We start from the raw sequence: 21,377 nt of genomic DNA, 5'->3' as shown, positions 1-21,377 counted from the left end.
TATAATTAAATAATTTAATTCATTACGTTTAAAAGTTGATTCTAGTAATTTATTTTATTAAAATCTAGAATCAACAATTATTATAATATTTTTAAAATTTTATTAATTGTTTCTTTTGCATCTCCGAATAACATATAACTATTTTCTTTATAAAATAAAGGATTAGTAATACCAGAATATCCATAATTCATACTTCTTTTAAAAATAATAATATTTTTTGCTTTCCAAGCTTCTAGTACTGGCATTCCTGAAATTGGACTATTTTTATCATCTTGAGCTGATGGATTAACTGTATCATTAGCTCCTATAATTAATACAGTATCAGTATTAGAAAAATCTTTATTAATTTCATCCATTTCTAATATGATGTCATAAGGTATATTTGCTTCTGCTAATAAAACATTCATATGTCCTGGTAACCTTCCTGCTACTGGATGAATAGCAAATCTTACTTTAATATTATATGAAATTAATTTTTTTACTATTTCAGAAATAGGATATTGAGCTTGTGCTACAGCCATTCCATATCCAGGAATTATAATAATATTACTAGAATCTTTCAAAAGTTCTACTGTATCGTTTATAGAAATTTTTCTATATTGTTGTTCAATATCATTTTCAATAATATTAGTACTTTTTTTATTTTGTGATCCTCCAAATATTACATTAATAAATGATCTATTCATACCTTTACACATTAAATATGATAATATTGCTCCAGAAGAACCAACTAGTGCTCCAGTAATAATTAAAAGATCATTATTTAACATAAATCCAGAAGCTGCAGCAGCCCAACCTGAATAAGAATTCAACATTGAAATTACTACAGGCATATCTGCACCACCTATACTAATTATTAAATATAAACCAAAAATTAATGAAATATGTATCATAAATACTAATGATAAAATTTGTAAAATAATATATTTTGTTTTTAAAAATATTATCATTAAAATAATAGAAATAATAAATGTACTAATATTAATTAATTTTTTAAATTTAAAATTATAAGCTTTTGATGTGATAATTCCTGATAATTTACTAAATGCAATAATTGAACCTATAAAAGTTATAGATCCTATAAAAATACTAATAAATATTTCTATTAATTTTATTGAGTCATGTATTTGATTTATATCATAATATATTAATAAATAACTATTTATTCCTACAAAAATTGCAGTTAATCCTACAAAACTATGTAATATAGCAATTAATTGAGGCATTTTAGTCATATCTATTTTTTTAGATATATTTATACCAATAATACCTCCTAAAATAATAGCTATTAATATATAACCAATATTATTAAATTGAGAATTTAATATAGCAGCTGTAATTGCAATTATCATTCCTATAATAGCAAATAAATTTCCTTTTTTAGAAGTTTCTTTTTGAGAAAGACTTGCAAGACTAAATATAAATAATATTGAAGATATAGTATATGTAACTATTGCTAGTCCATCAAACATCTATTAATACCTCTTATTTTTTATTAAACATTTTTAACATACGTTGAGTTACAGTTAATCCACCAAAAATATTTATACTAGATAGTAATATTCCTAAAAATGATAATATAGTTATTAATATGTTATTATTATTAATTTGAAATATAACACCAATGATAATAATACCTGAAATTGCATTTGTTACTGACATTAAAGGAGTATGTAATTTATGACTAACATTCCATATAACATAATAACCTATTATACAAGATAATAAAAATATTATAAAATGAGGTATAGTTTCTTTAGGAAGAAATTTTAGAGTATAAATAAAAGATAAACTTAAAAATATAAAAAAATATTTTTGAAAATTTTTAAAATAAGATTTATCTTGTTTATTATTTATATCGTTTTTTTTTAGTTTTAAACTATATGGTTTTTCTAAATTTTGTTCAAAATTTTTTTCTTTAATTAATGGTGCTGGCCAAATTATTTTTTTATCATAAGTAACAGTCATATTACGTATAATTTCATCTTTAAAATCAATATTTAATTTTTTACCTTTTTTAGATAATAATAATTTAATTAAGTTTGTAACATTATTACTATATAATTGAGAAGCTTGTACAGCCATTTTACTAGGTAAATTAGTAAAACCTATTATTTTAATATTATTTTTAGTTATAATAATTTTATCTTTTTGAGTTAATATACAATTACCACCATTTTCAGCTGCTAAATCAACAATAATACTTCCAGGTTTCATATTGTTGATCATTTCATTATTAATTAAAATAGGAGCTTTTTGACCAGGTATTAATGCTGTAGTAATAATAATATCTGTTTCTTTCATATAATTAGATAAAAGTTTAATTTCTGAATTTATCTGATTTAAATAAAAAGATTCATTATTATTTAAATCTTTATATTTTTTTTTAAATTGTAAAAATATAGCACCCATACTATTAATTTGTTCTTTAACTTCTTCCCTAGTATCAAATGCTTTAACAATTGCTCCTAAACTTCTTGCAGTTGCAATAGCAGATAGTCCAGCAACTCCAACACCTATTACAATTACTTTAGCAGGTAAAATTTTACCTGCAGCTGTAATTTGTCCATTAAGAGATCTACCAAATAAATAGGTTGATTCTATAATACTTCTATATCCAGCTAAATTACTCATAGAACTTAAAGCATCTATAGATTGTGCTCTAGAAATTCTAGGTACTGAATCCATAGATATAGCTGTAATATTTTTAATTGCTAATTCTTTTAATAAAGTATAATTTTTTGAAGGCCAAATAAAACTAATTAATATACTATTTTTTTTTATTAATTTTACTTCTTCCACATCAGGAGGATTAATTTTAATTATTATATTAGTATTCCAAATTTGATCATTATTAACAATTTGGGCTCCAACATTAATAAAATCTTGATCTTGAAAATAAGCATTTTCTCCAGCATTTTTTTCAATAAATATAGTAAAACCTAATTTTATTAATATTTTTACTGATATAGGAGTAATAGCTACTCTCTTTTCTTTAAATAATTTTTCTTTAGGTATACCAATTAACATTATTAAATCCTTATTTTATATAAAATTTATGTTCTATGTTTTAAACATTATTAAAATATAAAAATTATCATTTATTAAAATTATTATCAAATTTATATTTTTTATAAATTAATTAAATTAAAATTAAAAATTTTTATTTATAGCAATAAGATTAAATCCTCCATCTACATGAATAATTTCTCCTGTAATTCCACATGATAAATCAGAACATAAAAATACTGCAACATTACCAATATCATTAATTGTAATTGTATATGATAATGGTGTCATTTTATTATAATATTTTAATATATAATTAAAATTATTAATTCCTGATGCAGCTAACGTTTTTATTGGAGAAGAAGATATTCCATTAATTCTAATATTTTGTTTTCCAATATCAGACGCTATATAGCGAATATTAGCTTCTAATGATGCTTTTGCTAATCCCATAACATTATAATTAGGGATAACTCTATTAGAGCCTAAATATGATAAAGAAACTATTGCAGATTTAGGATATAACATATTACGACATTCTTTAACCATCGCTGTTAAACTATATGAACTAATATCATGAGCTATTTGAAATCCCTTTCTTGATATATTATCAATAAAACTACCTTTTAATTGGTTTTTTGGAACAAAAGCTATAGAATGTATGAATCCATGAAATTTATTCCAAAATTGAGATATTTTAATAAATAAAGATTTTATATTATTATCTTTAGATACATCACATTTTATTATTGGATAATGTGTCATATTTTTTACTAATTTTTCTACCCTTTTTTTATTTTTTTCTTTTTGATATGTAAAAATTAATTCCGCTTTATTATTATACATAGCTCGAGCTATTCCATAAGCAATAGATAATTTACTTATTATCCCTGTAATTAATATTTTTTTTCCTAATAATAATTGCATAAAAAAATTATACCTTTTAAAAAAATAATATATTTAATTTTAAAATTAAAAATAATAAAATAATATTTTAAAAAATTCGACATTTCTCACTTTTTTGATTTGTTTCACTAGACAAATGAATTATTAATTGTTGTACTTTAATTGACACACTTCAGTGTCTATTTTTATTTAAAGGTAATAATTGATGTCCAAGATTAAAGGTAACGTTAAGTGGTTTAATGAATCTAAAGGCTTTGGTTTCATTACTCCTGAAGATGGTAGTAAAGATGTTTTTGTACATTTTTCTGCAATTCAAAGCAATGGATTCAAAACATTAACTGAAGGCCAAAAAGTAGAGTTCGAAATCACTAACGGAGCCAAAGGTCCTTCTGCTGCTAATGTAATTGCTATTTAAAATTATTAGTATTTTGAAAGATCTATGAATTCTGTTGCCTCTGAGTGTTTAAGTTTTTTATTTTAATATTTATAAATTAAACAAATATATCAGAAATTTTTTAACTAATGAAAAATTTGTTTTAAACAAATGTTATAAAAAAATCTAAACTATTCAGAGGCACAATTATTTTTAATAAGAATAATTCTGTGCATTATAAGAAGAACGTATAAAAGGACCACATATTACTTTTTTAAAACCTATATTAATAGCTTTTTGTTTTATTTTATTAAATTCTAATATACTAATATATTTTTTAACAGGAATATGTTTTTTAGTTGGCTGCAAATATTGTCCTATAGTTATAATATCTACTCCATTAGATTTTAAATCATATAAAGTATTAAATAATTCTTCATTAGTTTCTCCGAAACCTAACATTAATCCAGATTTTGTTGTAATATTAGGAAAATTTTTTTTAAACTGTTTTAATAATTTTAATGATTGTTTATAATTTCCAGAAGGTCGTATTATTTTAAATAAACGTTCTACTGTTTCTATATTATGATTAAAAACATTAGGAAGGGTATTTTTAATAATATTTAAAGCTGTATTAATACAGTTTTTAAAATCAGGAACTAAAATTTCTATTTTAATACCAGGATTTTTTTTACGTATTAATTTTATACATGTAGAAAATTGTTTAGCTCCTCCATCATGCAAATCATCTCTATTAACAGAAGTAATAACTACATATTGTAATTTCAATTGATAAATAGTATTAGCTAAATTTAATGCTTCATTATTAATATTTTTTAATGGTCTACCATTAATAACATTACAATATAAACAATTTCTAGTACATATATTACCTAATATCATAAAGGTTACTTGTCCTTTACCAAAACATTCCATCATATTAGGACAAGCAGCTTCTTCACAAACAGAATGTAATTTATTATTTTTGATAATAGATTTAATTTTTTTAACTTTATGAATATTTTTTTCTGAAAATTTAATTTTTATCCAATTAGGTTTTTTTAAAAAATTTTGTTTCATATTATTTAAATTTATTAATTATTTATAAATGAATTGTTATTATTTTATATATGAAATTAATTTTATATTTTACTATATTTATTTAATAATTTAATGAATTCATTAATCATTAAATTTTTTATTTGAGAAATTTTGATATTAGGAACTAAATCTTTTATTTGGATCATTTTTAATTTATGAAAACCACATGGATTAATATAAGAAAAAGGCAATAAATCCATATTAACATTTATAGCAACACCATGTAATGAATATCCTCTAGATATTTTCAATCCTATTGAAGCAATTTTTTTATTATTAATATATACACCAGTATTATACTTGTGTAATAATTTATCTGCTTTTATACCTATATATAATAAAATATTTATTATAGTTTGTTCTAACATTAAAATTAATAATCTTATATTAATATTACGTTTTTTTAAATTAATTAATATATACATTAATTGTTGTCCAGGAGCATGATATGTAATTTTTCCACCTCTATTACTATTAAATAAAGGTATTTTATGATTAATACATAAAATATCTTCTTTTTTAGAAGTTCTTCCTTGTGTAAATACTGGTATATGTTCTACCATCCAAATTTCATCTAATGTATTATTATTTCGTTGTTGAGTAAAATTATTCATTTTTTTATACGTTAAAATCCAGGGTTCTATACCTAAATAACGTATAAATAAATTATTGTCATAGTCATACATAATTAATATGAATATTGATTTTAATGAAAGATATTATTTTAAAAAATTATTGATACAACCATTTGCTTAATAATAATCTAATATAATCAAAAATACAAATAAAAATATTACCTCTAGGAATATCTTTTAAAGATATTAATGGATAAGTTTTTAATATATGATTATTTATTACAAAACTAACACTTCCTAATATTTGATATTTATAAATAGGTGCTACTATTTTATTATAATGAATAATATATATTACGTTTAGTTTTTTTTCTTGACTTTTTATATAAGTTAAATATATGTCTTTATTGACACCTATAGGTATAAAATGATATTTTCCAAAAAAAACTGGAACAGAACTAAATTTTTTATATTTCATTATTGGATTAATAGTTTTAAAATTTTTAAACCCCCAATTTAATAATATTTTACTTTCTAATGTACGATTTTTTTCAGTTTTTTCTCCTAAAATAACAGCTAAAAGTCTCATATTATATTTTTTAGCAGAAACTATTAAATTATAACCAGCAGTTTTAGTATGTCCAGTTTTAATACCATCTACATTTAAATATTTATCCCATAATAATGAATTACGATTTGTTTGATGAATTTTATTAAAGGTAAATTCTTTTTCTTTATATAAATTATATTGATTAGGAAAATCTCTTATTAATGCTGATCCTAAAATTGACATATCTCTAGCAGAAGTATATTGATTAAATTCATCTAATCCATGTACATTTTTAAAAATTGTATCTTTTAACCCTATTTTTCTTGAATAAAAATTCATTAAATTAACAAAATTATTTTGATTTCCAGATATATATTCAGCCATTGCAACACAAGCATCATTACCTGATTGTAATATAATCCCTTTAATTAAATCTTTAACAAAAACATGGTCACCATATTTTAAAAACATTAAAGATGAACCATTAAATAATGTATTACCTAAATAATGAGCATGTTTACCTATAGCAACTATATCATTACGATGAATTTTTTGTAATTTGATAGCTTGTTCAATTACATAACTAGTCATTACTTTTGCTAAACTAGCAGGTTTATAATGTATATCTGCATTTTTTTCTGCTAATACTAAACCTGTATGATAATCTATTAAAATATATGATTCAGCATTTATCATAGGTTTAGATATATTTTCAAAAATATTTTCATGACTATAAGATATACAAGAATACATCGTGTATGTAATAATTAATATTAAGTTAATTAATATTTTATAATAATATTTAATACAATTATTTATTACTTTCATTATATGTTAAACTCTATATTTAATATTATATTTTTAATTTTAAATAAATATAATTTTTATTATTAAATTATTTTCTTAAAATATTATTTTATATAATTTTCTATAAAATAGAAACAGATTTATATATTATTGTAAATAAAGGAATAAAATTTGTTAGTAAATAATAATCAAATTAATATAAAAAAAAACAATAAATTTGCTTTAGGTATAGAATATAATGGTAGTAATTACCATGGATGGCAAAAACAAAAAAAAAATCCAAATACTATACAGCAACATATAGAAAATGCAATATCTATAATTGCTAATCATAATATAGAAGTTTTTTGTGCTGGTAGAACAGATATAGGAGTTCATAGTATAGGACAAGTTATTCATTTTGAAACTCATACTATACGTAAAATTAAATCTTGGATATTAGGAATTAATAGTTTATTACCTAAAGATATAGTAGTTAATTGGATTATTCCAGTAATCAAAGATTTTCATGCAAGATTTAGTGCTATATCTCGTAAATATTATTACATTATATATAATAGTAAATATCGATCTGGTATATTAAATAATTTAGTTACTCAATATCATCATAATTTAGATATTATAAAAATGAATAAAGCAGCAAAATATTTAATAGGAGAAAATGATTTAACTTCTTTTAGATCTGTTAAATGTCAATCTAATAGTTCTTATAGAAAAATAATACATCTTAATATAACAAAACATAATAATTATATAATTATTGATATTAAAGCTAATTCTTTTATTTATCATATGGTACGTACAATAGTAGGTTGTTTATTAGAAATAGGATCAAATATAAAAAAAGAAACTTGGTTATTAGAATTATTAAAAATAAAAGATAGAACTAAAGCATCAGCTACAGTAAAACCTAATGGATTATTTTTAATAGAAATAGAATATCCAAAAAAATTTAATATCCCATATTATAATCACCTAAATTTTCCATATATTTTATAAAAAATTATTTTTATAATAATTTTAATTAATATTTAAAAGTTTAATTTTTATTAAAAAATTATTAATTTAATATATAATTATAATTTATATGAAATATTTTATATAAAATTTATATTAAAATATAAAAAATAATAATTTCATAATTATATATTTTTTATAAAATAAAATTTTTGTAAACATTTAAGATAAAATTTTTATAATTTAACATTGAGGTTTACATAGAATAATATGTATTGGATTGATTATCTTCTTATAATAATTATTATTATTTCAACTTTAATAAGTTGGTTTAGAGGTTTTTTAAAAGAAACATTATCAATATTTACTTGGTTTTTCGCATATTATTTATCTAAAAAATATTATTATTTTTTATCTAAAAAAATATACGGAATTGATAGCTTATTATTAAAAAATAGTATTTCTATGTTTATTTTATTTATAATAATATTAATTATTGGATATTTAATTAATTATTATTTAAATAAAAAAATACATAGATCTATTTTAGATAAAATAAATAAAATTTTAGGTCTATTTTTTGGTATATTTAGAGGTGTTATAATAATCTTAATATTTTTATATTTATTAAATTATTGTAATTATATATATTATCAAGATATATTAAGAAATCACCCACAATTATTTACTTATTTTAATAATTTATTAAATAATATAAAACAATCTATTTAAAATTATTAATTATTTTTAATATATTGTAAAATAATTATTTTGGTACCCAGAGCGGGACTTGAACCCGCACAACAATATATATGCCGAGGGATTTTAAGTCCCTTGTGTCTACCAATTCCACCATCTGGGCTTTTTAAAAAAATATTATTTTAATTTTAAAAAAGGCGCATTCCGGAATTGAACCGAAATAAAAGGATTTGCAATCCTCTGCATAACCATTCTGCCAATGCGCCGTATGTTTATTTTTATAAATAAAAATTTTTTTTAATAATTTATAAATATTATAAAACAATATTTATAAATATTGCAATGAATATATTACTATAATTTTATATATAATATAAAAAAAATAAATTTTTTAAATATTATATAATTATAACTAAAAAATATTTTTAATATTTTATTAATTTATTAATAAAATAATATATATAAATTATTTAAATTATATTAACTATATATTATAATATTAATTATTAAATTTTTATTTTTTATAAATTTATATATTATAAAAAAGATATTTTTATAAATTTATATTAGGATAATTTATGTCATATAAACTAATACTTGTAATTAATTGTGGCAGTTCTTCTTTAAAATTTGCTATAATTAATCCTGTAAATAAAAAAACTTTATTATCTGGTATTGCAGAATATTTTAATAATATTAAAGCTTATATTAAATGGGAAATCAATAATTCTGAAGAAAAATTTTTTTTAACTAAACAAAGTTCTCATGGAATAGCATTAAATTTTTTAGCAAATAAAATTTTAACTATGTATCCAATATTATTTAATAATATTATTGCTATTGGACATCGTATTGTTCATGGAGGAGAAAAATTTACACAATCTGTAATAATTAATAATAAAGTTATAAACGGTATAAAAGAAGCATGTATATTTGCTCCATTACATAATCCTATTCAATTAATTGGTATAGAAGAAGCATTAAAATCTTTTCCACATCTAAAAAAAAAACAAGTTGCAGTATTTGATACTTCTTTTCATCAAACTATACCTAAAGAATCATATTTATATGCTTTACCATTATATTTTTATAAAAAATATAAAATACGTCGTTATGGAGCTCATGGAACAAGTCACAGATATGTTTCTGAAGAAGGATCTAAAATATTAAAAAAACCAATTAATGATTTTAATTGTATTTCTTGTCATTTAGGAAATGGTTCATCAGTAACTGCTATTTATCAAGGTAAAAGTGTAGATACTTCAATGGGATTAACTCCATTAGAAGGATTAGTTATGGGTACAAGATGTGGTGATATAGATCCAGCTATTATTTTTTATATGAATAAAGAATTAAAAATGGATATCAATTTAATTGAAAATATTTTAACTCATAAATCAGGGATGTTAGGTTTAACAAATATAACTAGTGATTTTAGATATATTGAAAATAATTATTTAAATGATAAAAAAATAAAAAATGCGGTAAAAATATTTGTACATCGTTTATCAAAATATATAGCTTCTTATACTATATTAATGAATCATAAATTAGATGCTATTATTTTTACAGGTGGTATAGGAGAAAATAGTATTTTAATTAGAGAATTAACAATAAAAAAATTAAAAATATTAGGTATAAATATAAATAAAAAATTAAATATTAATATAAAACATGGTAAAACAGGATTGATTAATAATCACAATAGTATACCAATATTAGTAATACCAACTAATGAAGAATTATTAATTGCACAAGATACATTTATTCTTATTAATAATTAAAATATTTTATATAATAAAAATAAATCTACAAAAAGGAGTATATAATTATGTCAAAAATTATTATATCAATACCTGTAGATGTTGATGTTAATTTTTTTACAAGTGTTAATTTAGGATTAATTCATAATTTACAAGCACAAAATTTAATATGTAAATTTTTTAAACCTATTTCTCAAATAGAAAATAATTTTTTTAATTATACAAAAGAAGTTTTAACCAAATCTACTACTATAGATTATATAAAATCATTAAATATTTTAAAATTAGATAATACAATAAAATATAATGATATAATAGATAATATTATTCAAAATTATTATTCTAATATAACAAAAACTAATATTATTCTAATAGAAGGATTAATACCTATATCTACAGAACAAGAATTATTCTTTAATTTAAATTGTAAAATAGCAACAATTTTAAATGCAAATATTATTTTTGTTACATCAATGTTAAAAAAAAATACTTTTGAACAAATAAAATTAAAAATTAATTCTATTTTTAATAATTTTTTAAGTAAAAAACAATTATATAATTCATTGTATATTATTAAAGAATCTTTTCAAAAAAATAATAATCCTTTTTTTTATTGTTATAATATATTTTTAAAAAATAATATAGAAAAAAAAATAACTAATAATATTAATTCTTTTTTATTAAAAAATAATAAATCTTTTATATATATTCCATGGGGGAAAATATCTCATATATTTAAAATTAATATAATAGAAATATGTCAATATTTAAATTGTAATATAATTAATATTATTGATAATTGTAAGATAAAATCCACTATTTTTATAGATAATAATATTATATATAAAAAACATTTTTTTGAATATGTAATTATTGTTTCTATTAATAATATAAATTTTTTAAAATATTTATATAAATTAATTATTAATGGTAATATTATTACAGCAATTTTATTTACAGAATATAAAGAAAATTATATTATTGATAATAAATTTATTAATAATTTAATTAATTTAAGTATAAAAAACAATATAACACTTTTAAATATAAATTTAAATATTTGGCAAATATATTCTAAATTAGAAAATTTTAATAAAAATTATTTTCCATTACAAGATAAATTATTAATTAATAAAATTAAAAATTATATGTTAAAATATATAGATAAAATTATATTTTTTAATAACTTTAATAAAAATATTAATGATGATTATATATCACCATATATTTTTAAATATAATATAATTAAACAAGCAAAAGAAATAAATAAATCTATTTTACTTCCAGAAGGAAATGAATTACGTATTATAAAAGCAGCTTCGATATGTGCAAATCAAAAAATTGCTAATTGTATTTTATTAGGTAAAGTTAAAGAAATAGAAAATATAGCAAAAATAAATAATATTTTTTTAGATAAAACAATTAATATTATCGATCCTGATCATATCAGAAATAATTATATTAATTTTGTTATAAATATGAAAAAATATAAAAATATGGATATATATTCAATCCAAAATTTATTAAAAAATAATATATTTTTAGCTACTATCATGTTAAAATTAGGAGAAGTAGATGGTTTAGTATCAGGTGTAAATCATACTACTGCTGATACAATTAGACCTGCATTACAAATTATTAAAACTTTACCTCAGTATTCTTTAATATCATCTATATTTTTTATGTTACTTAAACAAGGAGTATTAATATATGGTGATTGTGCTATTAATCCTAATCCTAATGCAGAACAATTAGCTGAAATAGCAATACAATCTGCTGAATCCGCTAAATTATTTAATATAAAACCTAAAATTGCAATGATGTCATATGCTACAGGTAATTCTGCTGCTGGAAAAGATGTTGATCTAGTATTTCAAGCAACTAAAATTGTTCAAAATAAATATCCTAATTTAATTATAGATGGACCCTTACAATATGATGCTGCTATAATAAAAAATATTGGTAAATATAAGGCTCCTAATTCTTTAGTTGCCGGTCAAGCTAATATTATTATTTTTCCTAATCTTAATGCAGGAAATATTACTTATAAAGCAGTACAAAGATCATCTGAAATAATATCTATTGGTCCAATTTTACAGGGTATAAATAAACCAGTTAATGATCTTTCTAGAGGATCTTCTATTGAAGATATTATCTATACTATAATTATAACATCTATTCAATCATCAAATAAAATATAAAATTTTTTATATGTTTTTTAAAAAATATCTTTTATGAAATTTTATATTTTCATTAAATTCATAAACTATTGGAATACCAGTGGGTATATTTAAATGTACTATATCATTATCATTAATATTTTCAATATATTTAATTAATGCACGTAAAGAATTTCCATGTGCTACTATAATAATACGTTCTCTATTTTTTAATTTATATAAAATATCATTTAACCATATATCTATTACTCTTTTTAAAGTCATTGATAAACTTTCTGTTAATGGTAATTCGTAATCTTCTAGTTTAGAATATTTAGAATCATATCTCGGACATCGATGATCTTCTATAGTTAAAGATGGTGGATTAATATCAAAACTACGTCTCCATTTATATACTTGTTTTTTTCCATATTTTTCAGTTATTTGATCTTTATTAAGTCCTTGTAATGCTCCATAATGTCTTTCATTTAATTTCCATGTTTTTTTAACTGGTATCCACATTTGATCTAATTCAGTTAAAATTAACCATAAAGTATGTATAGATCTTTTTAAAACAGAAGTATAAGCATAATCAAATTTAAAATTATAATTTTTTAATATTTTTCCTGCTTGTTCAGCTTCAATTATTCCTTCTTCAGATAATCCAATATCATACCATCCAGTAAAAAGATTTTCTTTATTCCATTGACTTTGACCATGACGAAGTAATACTAATTTTATAGTAGACATATATTACCTTTATATAAAATATTTAAATACTGTATAAAATTTTAAAATAATATTTATTAAATATCAAAAGAAGAACCACAATTACAAGTTGTTTTAGCTTGAGGATTACGAATAATAAATTTTGATCCTTCGATATTTTCAATATAATCAATTACACTTCCAAATAAATATTGCATGCTAATAGGATCTATTAAAATAGAAAAATCTAATAATTTTATTATTATATCTTTTTTATTAATTTTTTCATCTAAAATAAATTCATATTTAAATCCGTTACATCCACCTCCAATTATAAATATTCTAAAATTAACTTTTTTAATATGATTATTTATAATAAATTTTTTTATTCTGTTAATAGCTATTTTTGTAATTTTTATTGATGTATTTGTTAAATTATTTTTCATTTTATAATATATTAAATAATATTATTCATTTTAGAATATAATCTTGATTTATGACGTGCAGCTTTATTTTTATGTATTAAACCACGATTTACTTGTCTATCAATAATAGATTGCATTTGTTTAAATGATGTTTGTATTAAATCTTTATTTTTTGTTAATAATGCATTATTTACTTTTTTTATAAAAGTACGTAACATTGAACGATAACTTATATTATGTTTTCTTTGTTTTTCAGATTTAATAACTCTTTTTTTAGATGATTTAATATTAGCCATTTTATCTCCTTAAACCATTAATTTAATTTAATTATAAATTACATACTTTTTTAAAAAATATATATATTTTATTTTAGTATATCTAAAAAATTAACTTTAATAAAATTAATTTTTATTAATTATATTATAATTTCAGTTTCAATAATAATATATGTTAATATTTATTAAAAATTTTATAAATAATATATTTATTATAAAAAATTTTTTATTATTTTTTTATATAATATAAAATATATTTTAGGGAAATATTTATAATATGAAAAATAAATTTAAATTAAATTTACCAAAAACTAAATTTCCAATGAAAGCAAATCTTTCTATTAATGAATTAATTATATTAAAAAAATGGAAAAATGATAATTTATATCAAAGAATACTTAATTCTAAAAAAGAAAAAAAAATTTTTATTTTACATGATGGTCCACCATATGCTAATGGAGATATTCATATTGGTCATGCTTTTAATAAAATTTTAAAAGATATTATTATTAAATCAAAAAATATGAATGGTTATAATTCTTTATTTATTCCTGGATGGGATTGTCATGGTTTACCTATAGAACAAAAAGTAGAACAAAAATTAAAGATATTAAATAAAAAATTTTCTACATCACAATTAAGATTAGAATGTAGAAAATATGCATTAAAACAAATTAAAAAACAAAAAAAAGATTTTATTAGATTAGGAGTTATTGCTGATTGGGATAATCCATATTTAACTATGGATTTTAAAACAGAAGCTAATATAATTAGAACATTTAGTAAAGTATTACAAAATAATCATATATATAAAGGAGAAAAACCAGTACATTGGTGTATTTCTTGTTGTTCTTCTTTAGCTGAAGCAGAAGTAGATTATTTAAATAAAAAATCATTATCTTTATATATTAAATTTAAAATTATTAATACTAATTTTATTAAAGAATATTGTAATATAAAAAATAATTTTGATATTTCATTATTAATATGGACAACAACTCCATGGACAATACCTGCAAATAAAGCAATAGCAATACATCCTAATATTAATTATCAATTAATAAAAATTAATAATGAAATTATAATTATTGCTAAAAATTTAGTTAAAAATATAATGCAAAAAGCAAAAATAATGGTTTGGAATATATTAGGAGAAATAAAAGGAAGTTCTTTTACAAATATTTTTTCATATAATCCTATTAATAATAATATTTCATTATTGATTATTACTAATTATATTTCAGAAAATTCAGGTACAGGAATTGTTCATATTGCTCCAAATCATGGTTTAGATGATTATAATATATGTAATAAAAATAATATTAAAGGAGTTAATATAATTAATGAAAAAGGATTTTATATTAAAGGAATTCATCCTAATTTAGATAATATTAATATATTTAATTCTGATAAAATAATTCAATCAATTTTAATTAAAAATAACTCGTTATTTTTATCAGAAGATTATTTACATAGTTATCCATATTGTTGGCGTCATAAAATACCTGTAATTTTTAAAGCTACACCTCAATGGTTTATTAGTATGGATAAAAATAATCTTAGAAATTTAGCATTAAATACAATAAAAAAAGTAGCATGGATACCTAATTGGGGATTTAATAGAATGCATGCTATGTTAATTAATAGACCAGATTGGTGTATATCTCGTCAACGTTTTTGGGGTATACCAATACCACTATTTATAAATAAAAAAACACAAAAAATGCATTGTAATTCTATTTATTTTATAGAATTAATAGCAAAAATTATAGAAAAAAAAGGTATACAATCATGGTGGGATTTAGATATAAAAGAATTTTTAGGTATAGATTCAATTAATTATGAAAAAGTATTAGATGTATTAGATGTTTGGTTTGATTCTGGATCTACTTATGATTCAGTAATTTCAAATATAAAATATTTAGATAAAAAAAAAATTGATCTTTATTTAGAAGGATCTGATCAATATAGAGGTTGGTTTATTTCTTCTTTAATAATTTCTACATCAATAAATAATCAAGCTCCTTATAAAACAGTAATTAGTCATGGATTTACTGTAGATAATCAAGGGAAAAAAATGTCTAAATCATTAGGAAATATTATTCATCCACAAAAAATAGTAAATTCATTAGGTAGTGATATATTGAGATTATGGGTAGCATCAACTGATTATTCTAATGAAATTTGTATTTCTAAAAATATTTTAAATAAAACTACAGAAATTTATAGACGTATTCGTAATACAGCAAGATTTTTATTAGCTAATTTAGATGAATTTATTCCTGAAAAAAATATATTAAAAGCAGAAAATATGTTGGTATTAGATAGATGGGCTGTAAATAAAGCTAAATTAATACAAAATAATATAATAAATAACTATAATAAATATAATATTAAAAATGTAATAAAAGAAATAATACAGTTTTGTTCTATTGATATGGGTTCTTTTTATTTAGAAATTATTAAAGATAGACAATATACATTTAAAAAAGATAGTATAGCTCGATTAAGTTGTCAAACTGCATTATATTTAATAATTGAAGCACTAGTAAGATGGATTGCTCCTATATTATCTTTTACAGCAGATGAAATCTGGAATTATATTCCTGGTAAAAAATCAAAATATGTATTTACGGAAGAATGGTATTCTGGATTATTTCAATTATCTTCAGATGAAATTATGAATAATAATTATTGGAACGATTTATTTAAATTAAAAATTGAAGTGAATAAAATAATTGAATATGCAAGAGAAAAAAATATTATAGGTAGTTCTTTAGAAGCTAATATTATTTTATATCTAAATAAAAATATTTATAATAAATTATTATTATTAGGTAATGAATTACGGTTTTTTTTATTAGTATCTTTTATTACTATTATACAATCTACAAAAGATTCTAATAATATATTAATAAACAAGTTTAAAATTACAAAAGCTATAGGAAAAAAATGTTTAAGATGTTGGTATTATTATATAAAACTTAATGATGATATTTGTTATCGTTGTATAAAAAATATTAAAGGTAATGGTGAAATACGTTTATTTATTTAATATTAAAAATGATTAAAATAAAATTAATGAAGCAATATAAAATAAATAATTTTATAAATATAATCATTATATGTATAATTATATCTATTGATTTAATTAGTAAATTTTTTATTTTTAAATATTTTGATTTATATGAGTCTTATTATATTAATTCTTATTTAAATTTATATTATATTAATAATTATGGTATAATACTAGGAATTTTAGGAGAACATAAATATAATTTAATTATTTTATTTATTAATATTTTAATATTTATTTTATTTTATTTTATAAACATAAAAAAAAAATCTAGTAATTTTATTAATAATTTAATTATTGCTGGATCATTAGGAAATTTTATTAATCGAATAATTAATGGTTTTGTTATAGATTTTATTGATTTACATGTAGGTAATTTACATTACCCTATTTTTAATTTAGCAGATATATCAATATTTATTGGTATTATATATTTAATTATGAATTAAAATATTATATAAAATTTTAATTTTATAAAAATATTTATGAATAGGTTATTATGAAATGAATAATAAAATTCGCTTAGCTATATCCGGTATTAATGGTCGTATGGGTAAAACTTTATTACAAATTATAAATCAAAACAAATATAATTTTACCTTAAATGCAGTTTTAGAATCTAAAAAATCTTTAAAAATTAATACTAAAATTAAATATATATCTGAAAATATATTATATAATTTACATATAAAAGATAATATTATAGATATAATTAATGATTTTGATACATTAATTGATTTTACAAATCCAAAATCAACATTAAAATATGTTAATATTTGTAATCAATATAATAAAAATATTGTAATTGGTACAACTGGTTTTTCTGAAAAAGAAAAAATAACAATACAAAAATTATCTAATAATATTGGAATTGTTATGTCATCTAATTTTAGTACAGGAATTAATGTAATATTTACAATATTAAAAAATATATCTAAAATTTTTAATCAACAAAATAATATTTTAGATATTGATATTATTGAAAAACATCATAAAAATAAAATAGATTGTCCTTCAGGAACAGCTATATCTATGAAGAATATTATTCTAAAATTTTTAAATCATAAAAAATTTCAAAAAATTAATTGTCATTCTATAAGAGCTGGTGATATTTATGGAGAACATGAGATAATTTTTTCTTCTATAGGAGAACAAATTAAATTAATACATAAAGCTTCTAATAGAATACCTTTTGCTAAAGGAGCTATACAAGCTGCTATATGGATTTCTAATTTTAACAAGAAAGGAATATATGATATGTGTGATGTATTAGGATTATAAGAAATTATATATTATTAATTTTTAAAAATTATTTATAATCTTAAAAAATCTATATGATAAATTTTTGTTAATTTAAATGGATGGTATTGAATATCTGAAATTTTTACTCTAATAAATTCATTTTTTTCATTTATTAAATGTATTATTTTATATTTATTATTTAATAAATCATTATTTATATTTAATAAATCTTTATTTTCAATAAATACAGGTATTTCTTTTTTTTTATTTCCATATATTATTGCTGGTATTCTATCGTTCATACGTAATAATTTATTTGATTTTTTTCCTGTAGTCTTTCTTTTAAAAACTTTTATTTTATTCATTATTTTCTCAAATTATTATATGAAAATTAAAATTTAATATAATTTTTTAGCTGTATCTAATAAATCACTTTTAAAAACTCTTTGCATTTTTTTTATAGCATAAATAATATCATGATGAACCATCTTATCATTTATAACACCTATACATCTACCACCATATCCTTTAGATAATAATTCTACCGAATAAGCACCCATACGAGAAGCTAATATACGATCATAAGCAACAGGAGTACCACCTCTTTGAATATGACCTAATACAGTAGTTCTTGTTTCTCGTTTTATTTTTGTTTCAATAAATTTTGCTAATTTATTAATATTACAAATATATTCTGTTATTAATACTATAGCATGCTTTTTACCTTTGTCTATTCCTAATTTAATTTCATTTACTAAATCATTTTGATTATAAGTAATTTCAGGTAAAACAATAAATTCACATCCTCCAGCAATAGCCGCGGCTAAAGTTAAATCTCCACAATATCTTCCCATTATTTCTACAATTGATATACGTTGATGAGATGAAGAAGTATCTCTTAAACGATCTATAGCTTGAACAATAGTTTCTAATGCTGTAAAATATCCAATACTATAATCAGTTCCTGCTACATCATTATCAATTGTTCCTGGTATTCCGATACATGGAAATCCCATTTCGGTTAAAGATTTTGCACCCATATAGGAACCATCACCACCAATAACTACTAAAGCATTTATACCGTAATTTTTCATGTTTTGAATTGCTAATTTACGTATTTTTATATTTTTAAATTGAGGAAATCTTGCTGAACCTAAAAAAGTTCCTCCTCTATTAATAATATCTGATACACTATGTCTATTTAATTTTTTTATATTATTATTACATAAACCTAAATATCCATCATATATTCCAAATACTTCAATATTATTACCTATTGCTGTTCTTACAATTCCACGAATAGCAGCATTCATTCCTGGAGAATCACCACCACTAGTAAGAATACCTATTTTATTAATCATTTAAACCTCATTATTTTAAATTTAAAATTAATTTTTTATTTTTTAAAATATCCTTTATATTTATTAGAAACAATTGAATAAGGATCTTGATGTATTATAATATCTGAATTAGGAAATTTTTTATTTAAAGCTATTTCTATTTGTTCTGCAATATAATGTGATTCTAATAGAGGTAAATAATCATCTAATACTAGATGTAATTGAATAAAACGTGTTGGACCTGATTTTCTAGTTTTTAATTGATGTGCACCTTTTACTCCTGGCCATGAACTAATTAAATTAATTATTATTGTTTTTTCTGTATTAGGTAAAGCTTGATCTAATAATGATTGAATTGCTTTATATCCAACTTTAAATGCATTATAAAAAATAAATAAACTTATTATTAATGCTATTATTGAATCTGCTCTATGTATTCCATAATAATTTAAAAATAAGGCAATTAAAATAGCACTATTAATTAATATATCTGATTCGTAATGTATCATATCAGCATGTGTTGCTTGACTATTTGTTTTATGAATAACTTTTTTTTGAAATATAACTAATATTAAAGTTAAGAAAAATGAAATAATTATTACTAGTACACCAATTATTGGATAATTTAATTTTTCAGGATTTGATAAATATTTAATACTATTTAAACATAGAAATAAAGTAGTTCCAGAAATAAACATACTTTGTGCTAACGCTGATAATGATTCAGCTTTTCCATGACCAAAAGTATGTTCTGAATCTGCCGGTTGTAAAGAATAAAATATAACAAATAAATTAATTGTTGAAGAAGTAATATCTATTAATGAATCAATACAAGCAGCTAACATACTAATAGATTTTGTATACCACCAAGCCCATATTTTTAACATTAATAATGTTAAAGATAGCAAAATAGCTAAATTTGTTGCTTTAGTAACTAAATTAGTATATTGATTTTTTTTAATTATTTTTTTTGCTTTAACATTCATGTTTGTTTTAATCCTTATTAATTTTATAAGTTTAGTAAATTAAAAATTAATAAATATAATGTAATTATAGTTTACTTTAACATTAATATTTATTCTATAATAAATATGTTAAATTAAAATTTTTGTTCAAATAAATTATTAAAAATTTAATATTTATTATAAAAATTAACTTAAATAACATAAAATAAAATGAAAAAATTTAATGAAAAGACTTTTGAAGGAATGATATTTATTTTACAAAAATATTGGTCTAAACAAGGATGTTGTATATTACAACCAATTGATACTGAAGTTGGTGCTGGTACTTCTCATCCAATGACATGTTTATATGCTATAGGACCAGAAGTTAAAAATATTGCATATATACAATTATCTAGAAGACCTTGTGATGGTAGATATGGAAAACATCCTAATAGATTACAACAA

Annotated in this window: 21 protein-coding genes and 2 tRNA genes; 9 read left to right on the top strand and 14 right to left on the bottom strand. The window is 19.7% G+C overall.

The genetic code is table 11. The annotated features are described in order from the left end of the window. Positions 1 to 80: 80 nt before the first annotated feature. The 3 genes from GJT84_RS00425 to GJT84_RS00415 form a co-directional block, all read right to left on the bottom strand. Positions 81 to 1,472 carry an NAD(P)(+) transhydrogenase (Re/Si-specific) subunit beta gene (locus tag GJT84_RS00425; protein WP_168866923.1) on the bottom strand — a complete coding sequence of 464 codons (1,392 nt, stop codon included), beginning with the start codon at positions 1,470 to 1,472 and terminating at the stop codon, positions 81 to 83. Positions 1,473 to 1,485: 13 nt separating this feature from the next. Then, positions 1,486 to 3,030, bottom strand: coding sequence for a Re/Si-specific NAD(P)(+) transhydrogenase subunit alpha (locus GJT84_RS00420; protein WP_168866922.1), 1,545 nt, complete (start codon positions 3,028 to 3,030; stop codon positions 1,486 to 1,488). Between the two features lie 123 nt (positions 3,031 to 3,153). After that, entirely contained in the window at positions 3,154 to 3,936 is a 783-nt protein-coding gene (locus tag GJT84_RS00415) for an enoyl-ACP reductase FabI (protein WP_168866921.1), read from the bottom strand. A 184-nt stretch (positions 3,937 to 4,120) separates the two neighbouring features. Here GJT84_RS00415 and cspE point away from each other — a divergent pair, with 184 nt between their 5' ends. Further along, positions 4,121 to 4,330: a transcription antiterminator/RNA stability regulator CspE gene (gene cspE / locus GJT84_RS00410; protein WP_168820002.1), complete on the top strand. Its 210-nt coding sequence runs from the start codon at positions 4,121 to 4,123 to the stop codon at positions 4,328 to 4,330. A 171-nt stretch (positions 4,331 to 4,501) separates the two neighbouring features. Here the strand turns inward: cspE and lipA are convergent, their stop codons facing one another. The 3 genes from lipA to GJT84_RS00395 form a co-directional block, all read right to left on the bottom strand. Continuing rightward, positions 4,502 to 5,368, bottom strand: a complete 867-nt coding sequence (gene lipA / locus GJT84_RS00405; RefSeq protein WP_168866919.1) for a lipoyl synthase — start codon at positions 5,366 to 5,368, stop codon at positions 4,502 to 4,504. Positions 5,369 to 5,430: 62 nt separating this feature from the next. Further along, complete coding sequence (lipB, locus tag GJT84_RS00400) at positions 5,431 to 6,075, bottom strand: lipoyl(octanoyl) transferase LipB (protein ID WP_168866917.1); 645 nt, start codon at positions 6,073 to 6,075, stop codon at positions 5,431 to 5,433. Positions 6,076 to 6,121: 46 nt separating this feature from the next. Continuing rightward, positions 6,122 to 7,342: a serine-type D-Ala-D-Ala carboxypeptidase gene (locus GJT84_RS00395; RefSeq protein WP_168866916.1), complete on the bottom strand. Its 1,221-nt coding sequence runs from the start codon at positions 7,340 to 7,342 to the stop codon at positions 6,122 to 6,124. A gap of 150 nt (positions 7,343 to 7,492) precedes the next feature. On the opposite strand from GJT84_RS00395, the gene truA reads away from it, so the two are divergent. Both truA and GJT84_RS00385 read left to right on the top strand, forming a co-directional pair. Beyond that, positions 7,493 to 8,320: a tRNA pseudouridine(38-40) synthase TruA gene (gene truA, locus GJT84_RS00390; protein WP_246208499.1), complete on the top strand. Its 828-nt coding sequence runs from the start codon at positions 7,493 to 7,495 to the stop codon at positions 8,318 to 8,320. 228 nt (positions 8,321 to 8,548) lie between these two features. Next, positions 8,549 to 9,010: a CvpA family protein gene (locus GJT84_RS00385; protein WP_168866914.1), complete on the top strand. Its 462-nt coding sequence runs from the start codon at positions 8,549 to 8,551 to the stop codon at positions 9,008 to 9,010. 40 nt (positions 9,011 to 9,050) lie between these two features. Here the strand turns inward: GJT84_RS00385 and GJT84_RS00380 are convergent. Continuing rightward, positions 9,051 to 9,140: transfer RNA gene (locus GJT84_RS00380), tRNA-Leu, on the bottom strand. A gap of 32 nt (positions 9,141 to 9,172) precedes the next feature. Beyond that, positions 9,173 to 9,243, bottom strand: a tRNA-Cys gene (locus GJT84_RS00375). A gap of 312 nt (positions 9,244 to 9,555) precedes the next feature. Between GJT84_RS00375 and GJT84_RS00370 the strand changes: the two genes are divergently transcribed. Further along, positions 9,556 to 10,761 (top strand): acetate kinase, encoded by a 1,206-nt coding sequence (locus GJT84_RS00370; RefSeq protein WP_168866912.1) that lies wholly within the window; start codon positions 9,556 to 9,558, stop codon positions 10,759 to 10,761. Positions 10,762 to 10,808: 47 nt separating this feature from the next. Beyond that, positions 10,809 to 12,941 carry a phosphate acetyltransferase gene (gene pta / locus GJT84_RS00365; protein WP_168866911.1) on the top strand — a complete coding sequence of 711 codons (2,133 nt, stop codon included), beginning with the start codon at positions 10,809 to 10,811 and terminating at the stop codon, positions 12,939 to 12,941. A 6-nt stretch (positions 12,942 to 12,947) separates the two neighbouring features. Here pta and gpmA read toward each other — a convergent pair whose 3' ends face one another. The 3 genes from gpmA to rpsT are packed head-to-tail and all read right to left on the bottom strand — an operon-like array spanning position 12,948 to position 14,328. Beyond that, positions 12,948 to 13,649 (bottom strand): 2,3-diphosphoglycerate-dependent phosphoglycerate mutase, encoded by a 702-nt coding sequence (gene gpmA / locus GJT84_RS00360; RefSeq protein WP_168866910.1) that lies wholly within the window; start codon positions 13,647 to 13,649, stop codon positions 12,948 to 12,950. A 56-nt stretch (positions 13,650 to 13,705) separates the two neighbouring features. Beyond that, positions 13,706 to 14,053, bottom strand: a complete 348-nt coding sequence (gene erpA, locus GJT84_RS00355) for an iron-sulfur cluster insertion protein ErpA (RefSeq protein WP_168866909.1) — start codon at positions 14,051 to 14,053, stop codon at positions 13,706 to 13,708. An 11-nt stretch (positions 14,054 to 14,064) separates the two neighbouring features. Next, positions 14,065 to 14,328: a 30S ribosomal protein S20 gene (gene rpsT / locus GJT84_RS00350; protein WP_168866908.1), complete on the bottom strand. Its 264-nt coding sequence runs from the start codon at positions 14,326 to 14,328 to the stop codon at positions 14,065 to 14,067. Positions 14,329 to 14,584: 256 nt separating this feature from the next. Between rpsT and ileS the strand changes: the two genes are divergently transcribed. The 3 genes from ileS to dapB are packed head-to-tail and all read left to right on the top strand — an operon-like array spanning position 14,585 to position 18,664. Beyond that, positions 14,585 to 17,362 (top strand): isoleucine--tRNA ligase, encoded by a 2,778-nt coding sequence (ileS, locus tag GJT84_RS00345; protein ID WP_168866907.1) that lies wholly within the window; start codon positions 14,585 to 14,587, stop codon positions 17,360 to 17,362. Positions 17,363 to 17,370: 8 nt separating this feature from the next. Beyond that, positions 17,371 to 17,832: a signal peptidase II gene (lspA, locus tag GJT84_RS00340; protein ID WP_168866906.1), complete on the top strand. Its 462-nt coding sequence runs from the start codon at positions 17,371 to 17,373 to the stop codon at positions 17,830 to 17,832. Between the two features lie 55 nt (positions 17,833 to 17,887). Beyond that, complete coding sequence (gene dapB, locus GJT84_RS00335) at positions 17,888 to 18,664, top strand: 4-hydroxy-tetrahydrodipicolinate reductase (RefSeq protein ID WP_168866905.1); 777 nt, start codon at positions 17,888 to 17,890, stop codon at positions 18,662 to 18,664. 32 nt (positions 18,665 to 18,696) lie between these two features. Here dapB and rplY read toward each other — a convergent pair whose 3' ends face one another. Genes rplY through GJT84_RS00320 form a run of 3 tightly spaced genes read right to left on the bottom strand, consistent with a single transcriptional unit; the run spans position 18,697 to position 20,951 of the window. Next, positions 18,697 to 18,990, bottom strand: coding sequence for a 50S ribosomal protein L25 (gene rplY / locus GJT84_RS00330; RefSeq protein ID WP_168866904.1), 294 nt, complete (start codon positions 18,988 to 18,990; stop codon positions 18,697 to 18,699). A gap of 33 nt (positions 18,991 to 19,023) precedes the next feature. Then, complete coding sequence (gene pfkA / locus GJT84_RS00325) at positions 19,024 to 19,986, bottom strand: 6-phosphofructokinase (protein ID WP_168866901.1); 963 nt, start codon at positions 19,984 to 19,986, stop codon at positions 19,024 to 19,026. Between the two features lie 35 nt (positions 19,987 to 20,021). Further along, positions 20,022 to 20,951: a cation diffusion facilitator family transporter gene (locus tag GJT84_RS00320; protein ID WP_168866900.1), complete on the bottom strand. Its 930-nt coding sequence runs from the start codon at positions 20,949 to 20,951 to the stop codon at positions 20,022 to 20,024. Positions 20,952 to 21,140: 189 nt separating this feature from the next. Between GJT84_RS00320 and GJT84_RS00315 the strand changes: the two genes are divergently transcribed. Beyond that, positions 21,141 to 21,377 (top strand): glycine--tRNA ligase subunit alpha (locus GJT84_RS00315; RefSeq protein WP_168866899.1); only part of this gene is annotated, 237 nt, incomplete at its 3' end.

The organism is Enterobacteriaceae endosymbiont of Plateumaris sericea (genome assembly GCF_012562605.1).
Taxonomy (GTDB): domain Bacteria; phylum Pseudomonadota; class Gammaproteobacteria; order Enterobacterales; family Enterobacteriaceae.
Note: the sequence above shows the minus strand (reverse complement) of the source record. Positions and strands in the feature narration are given on the sequence as shown.

Excerpts from the sequence above, each read along its gene's own strand:
- GJT84_RS00425 (WP_168866923.1), bottom strand. The coding sequence starts at position 1,472 with ATGTTTGATGGACTAGCAATAGTTACATATACTATATCTTCAATATTA.
- GJT84_RS00420 (WP_168866922.1), bottom strand. The coding sequence starts at position 3,030 with ATGTTAATTGGTATACCTAAAGAAAAATTATTTAAAGAAAAGAGAGTA.
- GJT84_RS00415 (WP_168866921.1), bottom strand. The coding sequence starts at position 3,936 with ATGCAATTATTATTAGGAAAAAAAATATTAATTACAGGGATAATAAGT.
- cspE (WP_168820002.1), top strand. The coding sequence starts at position 4,121 with ATGTCCAAGATTAAAGGTAACGTTAAGTGGTTTAATGAATCTAAAGGC.
- lipA (WP_168866919.1), bottom strand. The coding sequence starts at position 5,368 with ATGAAACAAAATTTTTTAAAAAAACCTAATTGGATAAAAATTAAATTT.
- lipB (WP_168866917.1), bottom strand. The coding sequence starts at position 6,075 with ATGTATGACTATGACAATAATTTATTTATACGTTATTTAGGTATAGAA.
- GJT84_RS00395 (WP_168866916.1), bottom strand. The coding sequence starts at position 7,342 with ATGAAAGTAATAAATAATTGTATTAAATATTATTATAAAATATTAATT.
- GJT84_RS00385 (WP_168866914.1), top strand. The coding sequence starts at position 8,549 with ATGTATTGGATTGATTATCTTCTTATAATAATTATTATTATTTCAACT.
- GJT84_RS00370 (WP_168866912.1), top strand. The coding sequence starts at position 9,556 with ATGTCATATAAACTAATACTTGTAATTAATTGTGGCAGTTCTTCTTTA.
- pta (WP_168866911.1), top strand. The coding sequence starts at position 10,809 with ATGTCAAAAATTATTATATCAATACCTGTAGATGTTGATGTTAATTTT.
- gpmA (WP_168866910.1), bottom strand. The coding sequence starts at position 13,649 with ATGTCTACTATAAAATTAGTATTACTTCGTCATGGTCAAAGTCAATGG.
- erpA (WP_168866909.1), bottom strand. The coding sequence starts at position 14,053 with ATGAAAAATAATTTAACAAATACATCAATAAAAATTACAAAAATAGCT.
- rpsT (WP_168866908.1), bottom strand. The coding sequence starts at position 14,328 with ATGGCTAATATTAAATCATCTAAAAAAAGAGTTATTAAATCTGAAAAA.
- ileS (WP_168866907.1), top strand. The coding sequence starts at position 14,585 with ATGAAAAATAAATTTAAATTAAATTTACCAAAAACTAAATTTCCAATG.
- lspA (WP_168866906.1), top strand. The coding sequence starts at position 17,371 with ATGATTAAAATAAAATTAATGAAGCAATATAAAATAAATAATTTTATA.
- dapB (WP_168866905.1), top strand. The coding sequence starts at position 17,888 with ATGAATAATAAAATTCGCTTAGCTATATCCGGTATTAATGGTCGTATG.
- rplY (WP_168866904.1), bottom strand. The coding sequence starts at position 18,990 with ATGAATAAAATAAAAGTTTTTAAAAGAAAGACTACAGGAAAAAAATCA.
- pfkA (WP_168866901.1), bottom strand. The coding sequence starts at position 19,986 with ATGATTAATAAAATAGGTATTCTTACTAGTGGTGGTGATTCTCCAGGA.
- GJT84_RS00320 (WP_168866900.1), bottom strand. The coding sequence starts at position 20,951 with ATGAATGTTAAAGCAAAAAAAATAATTAAAAAAAATCAATATACTAAT.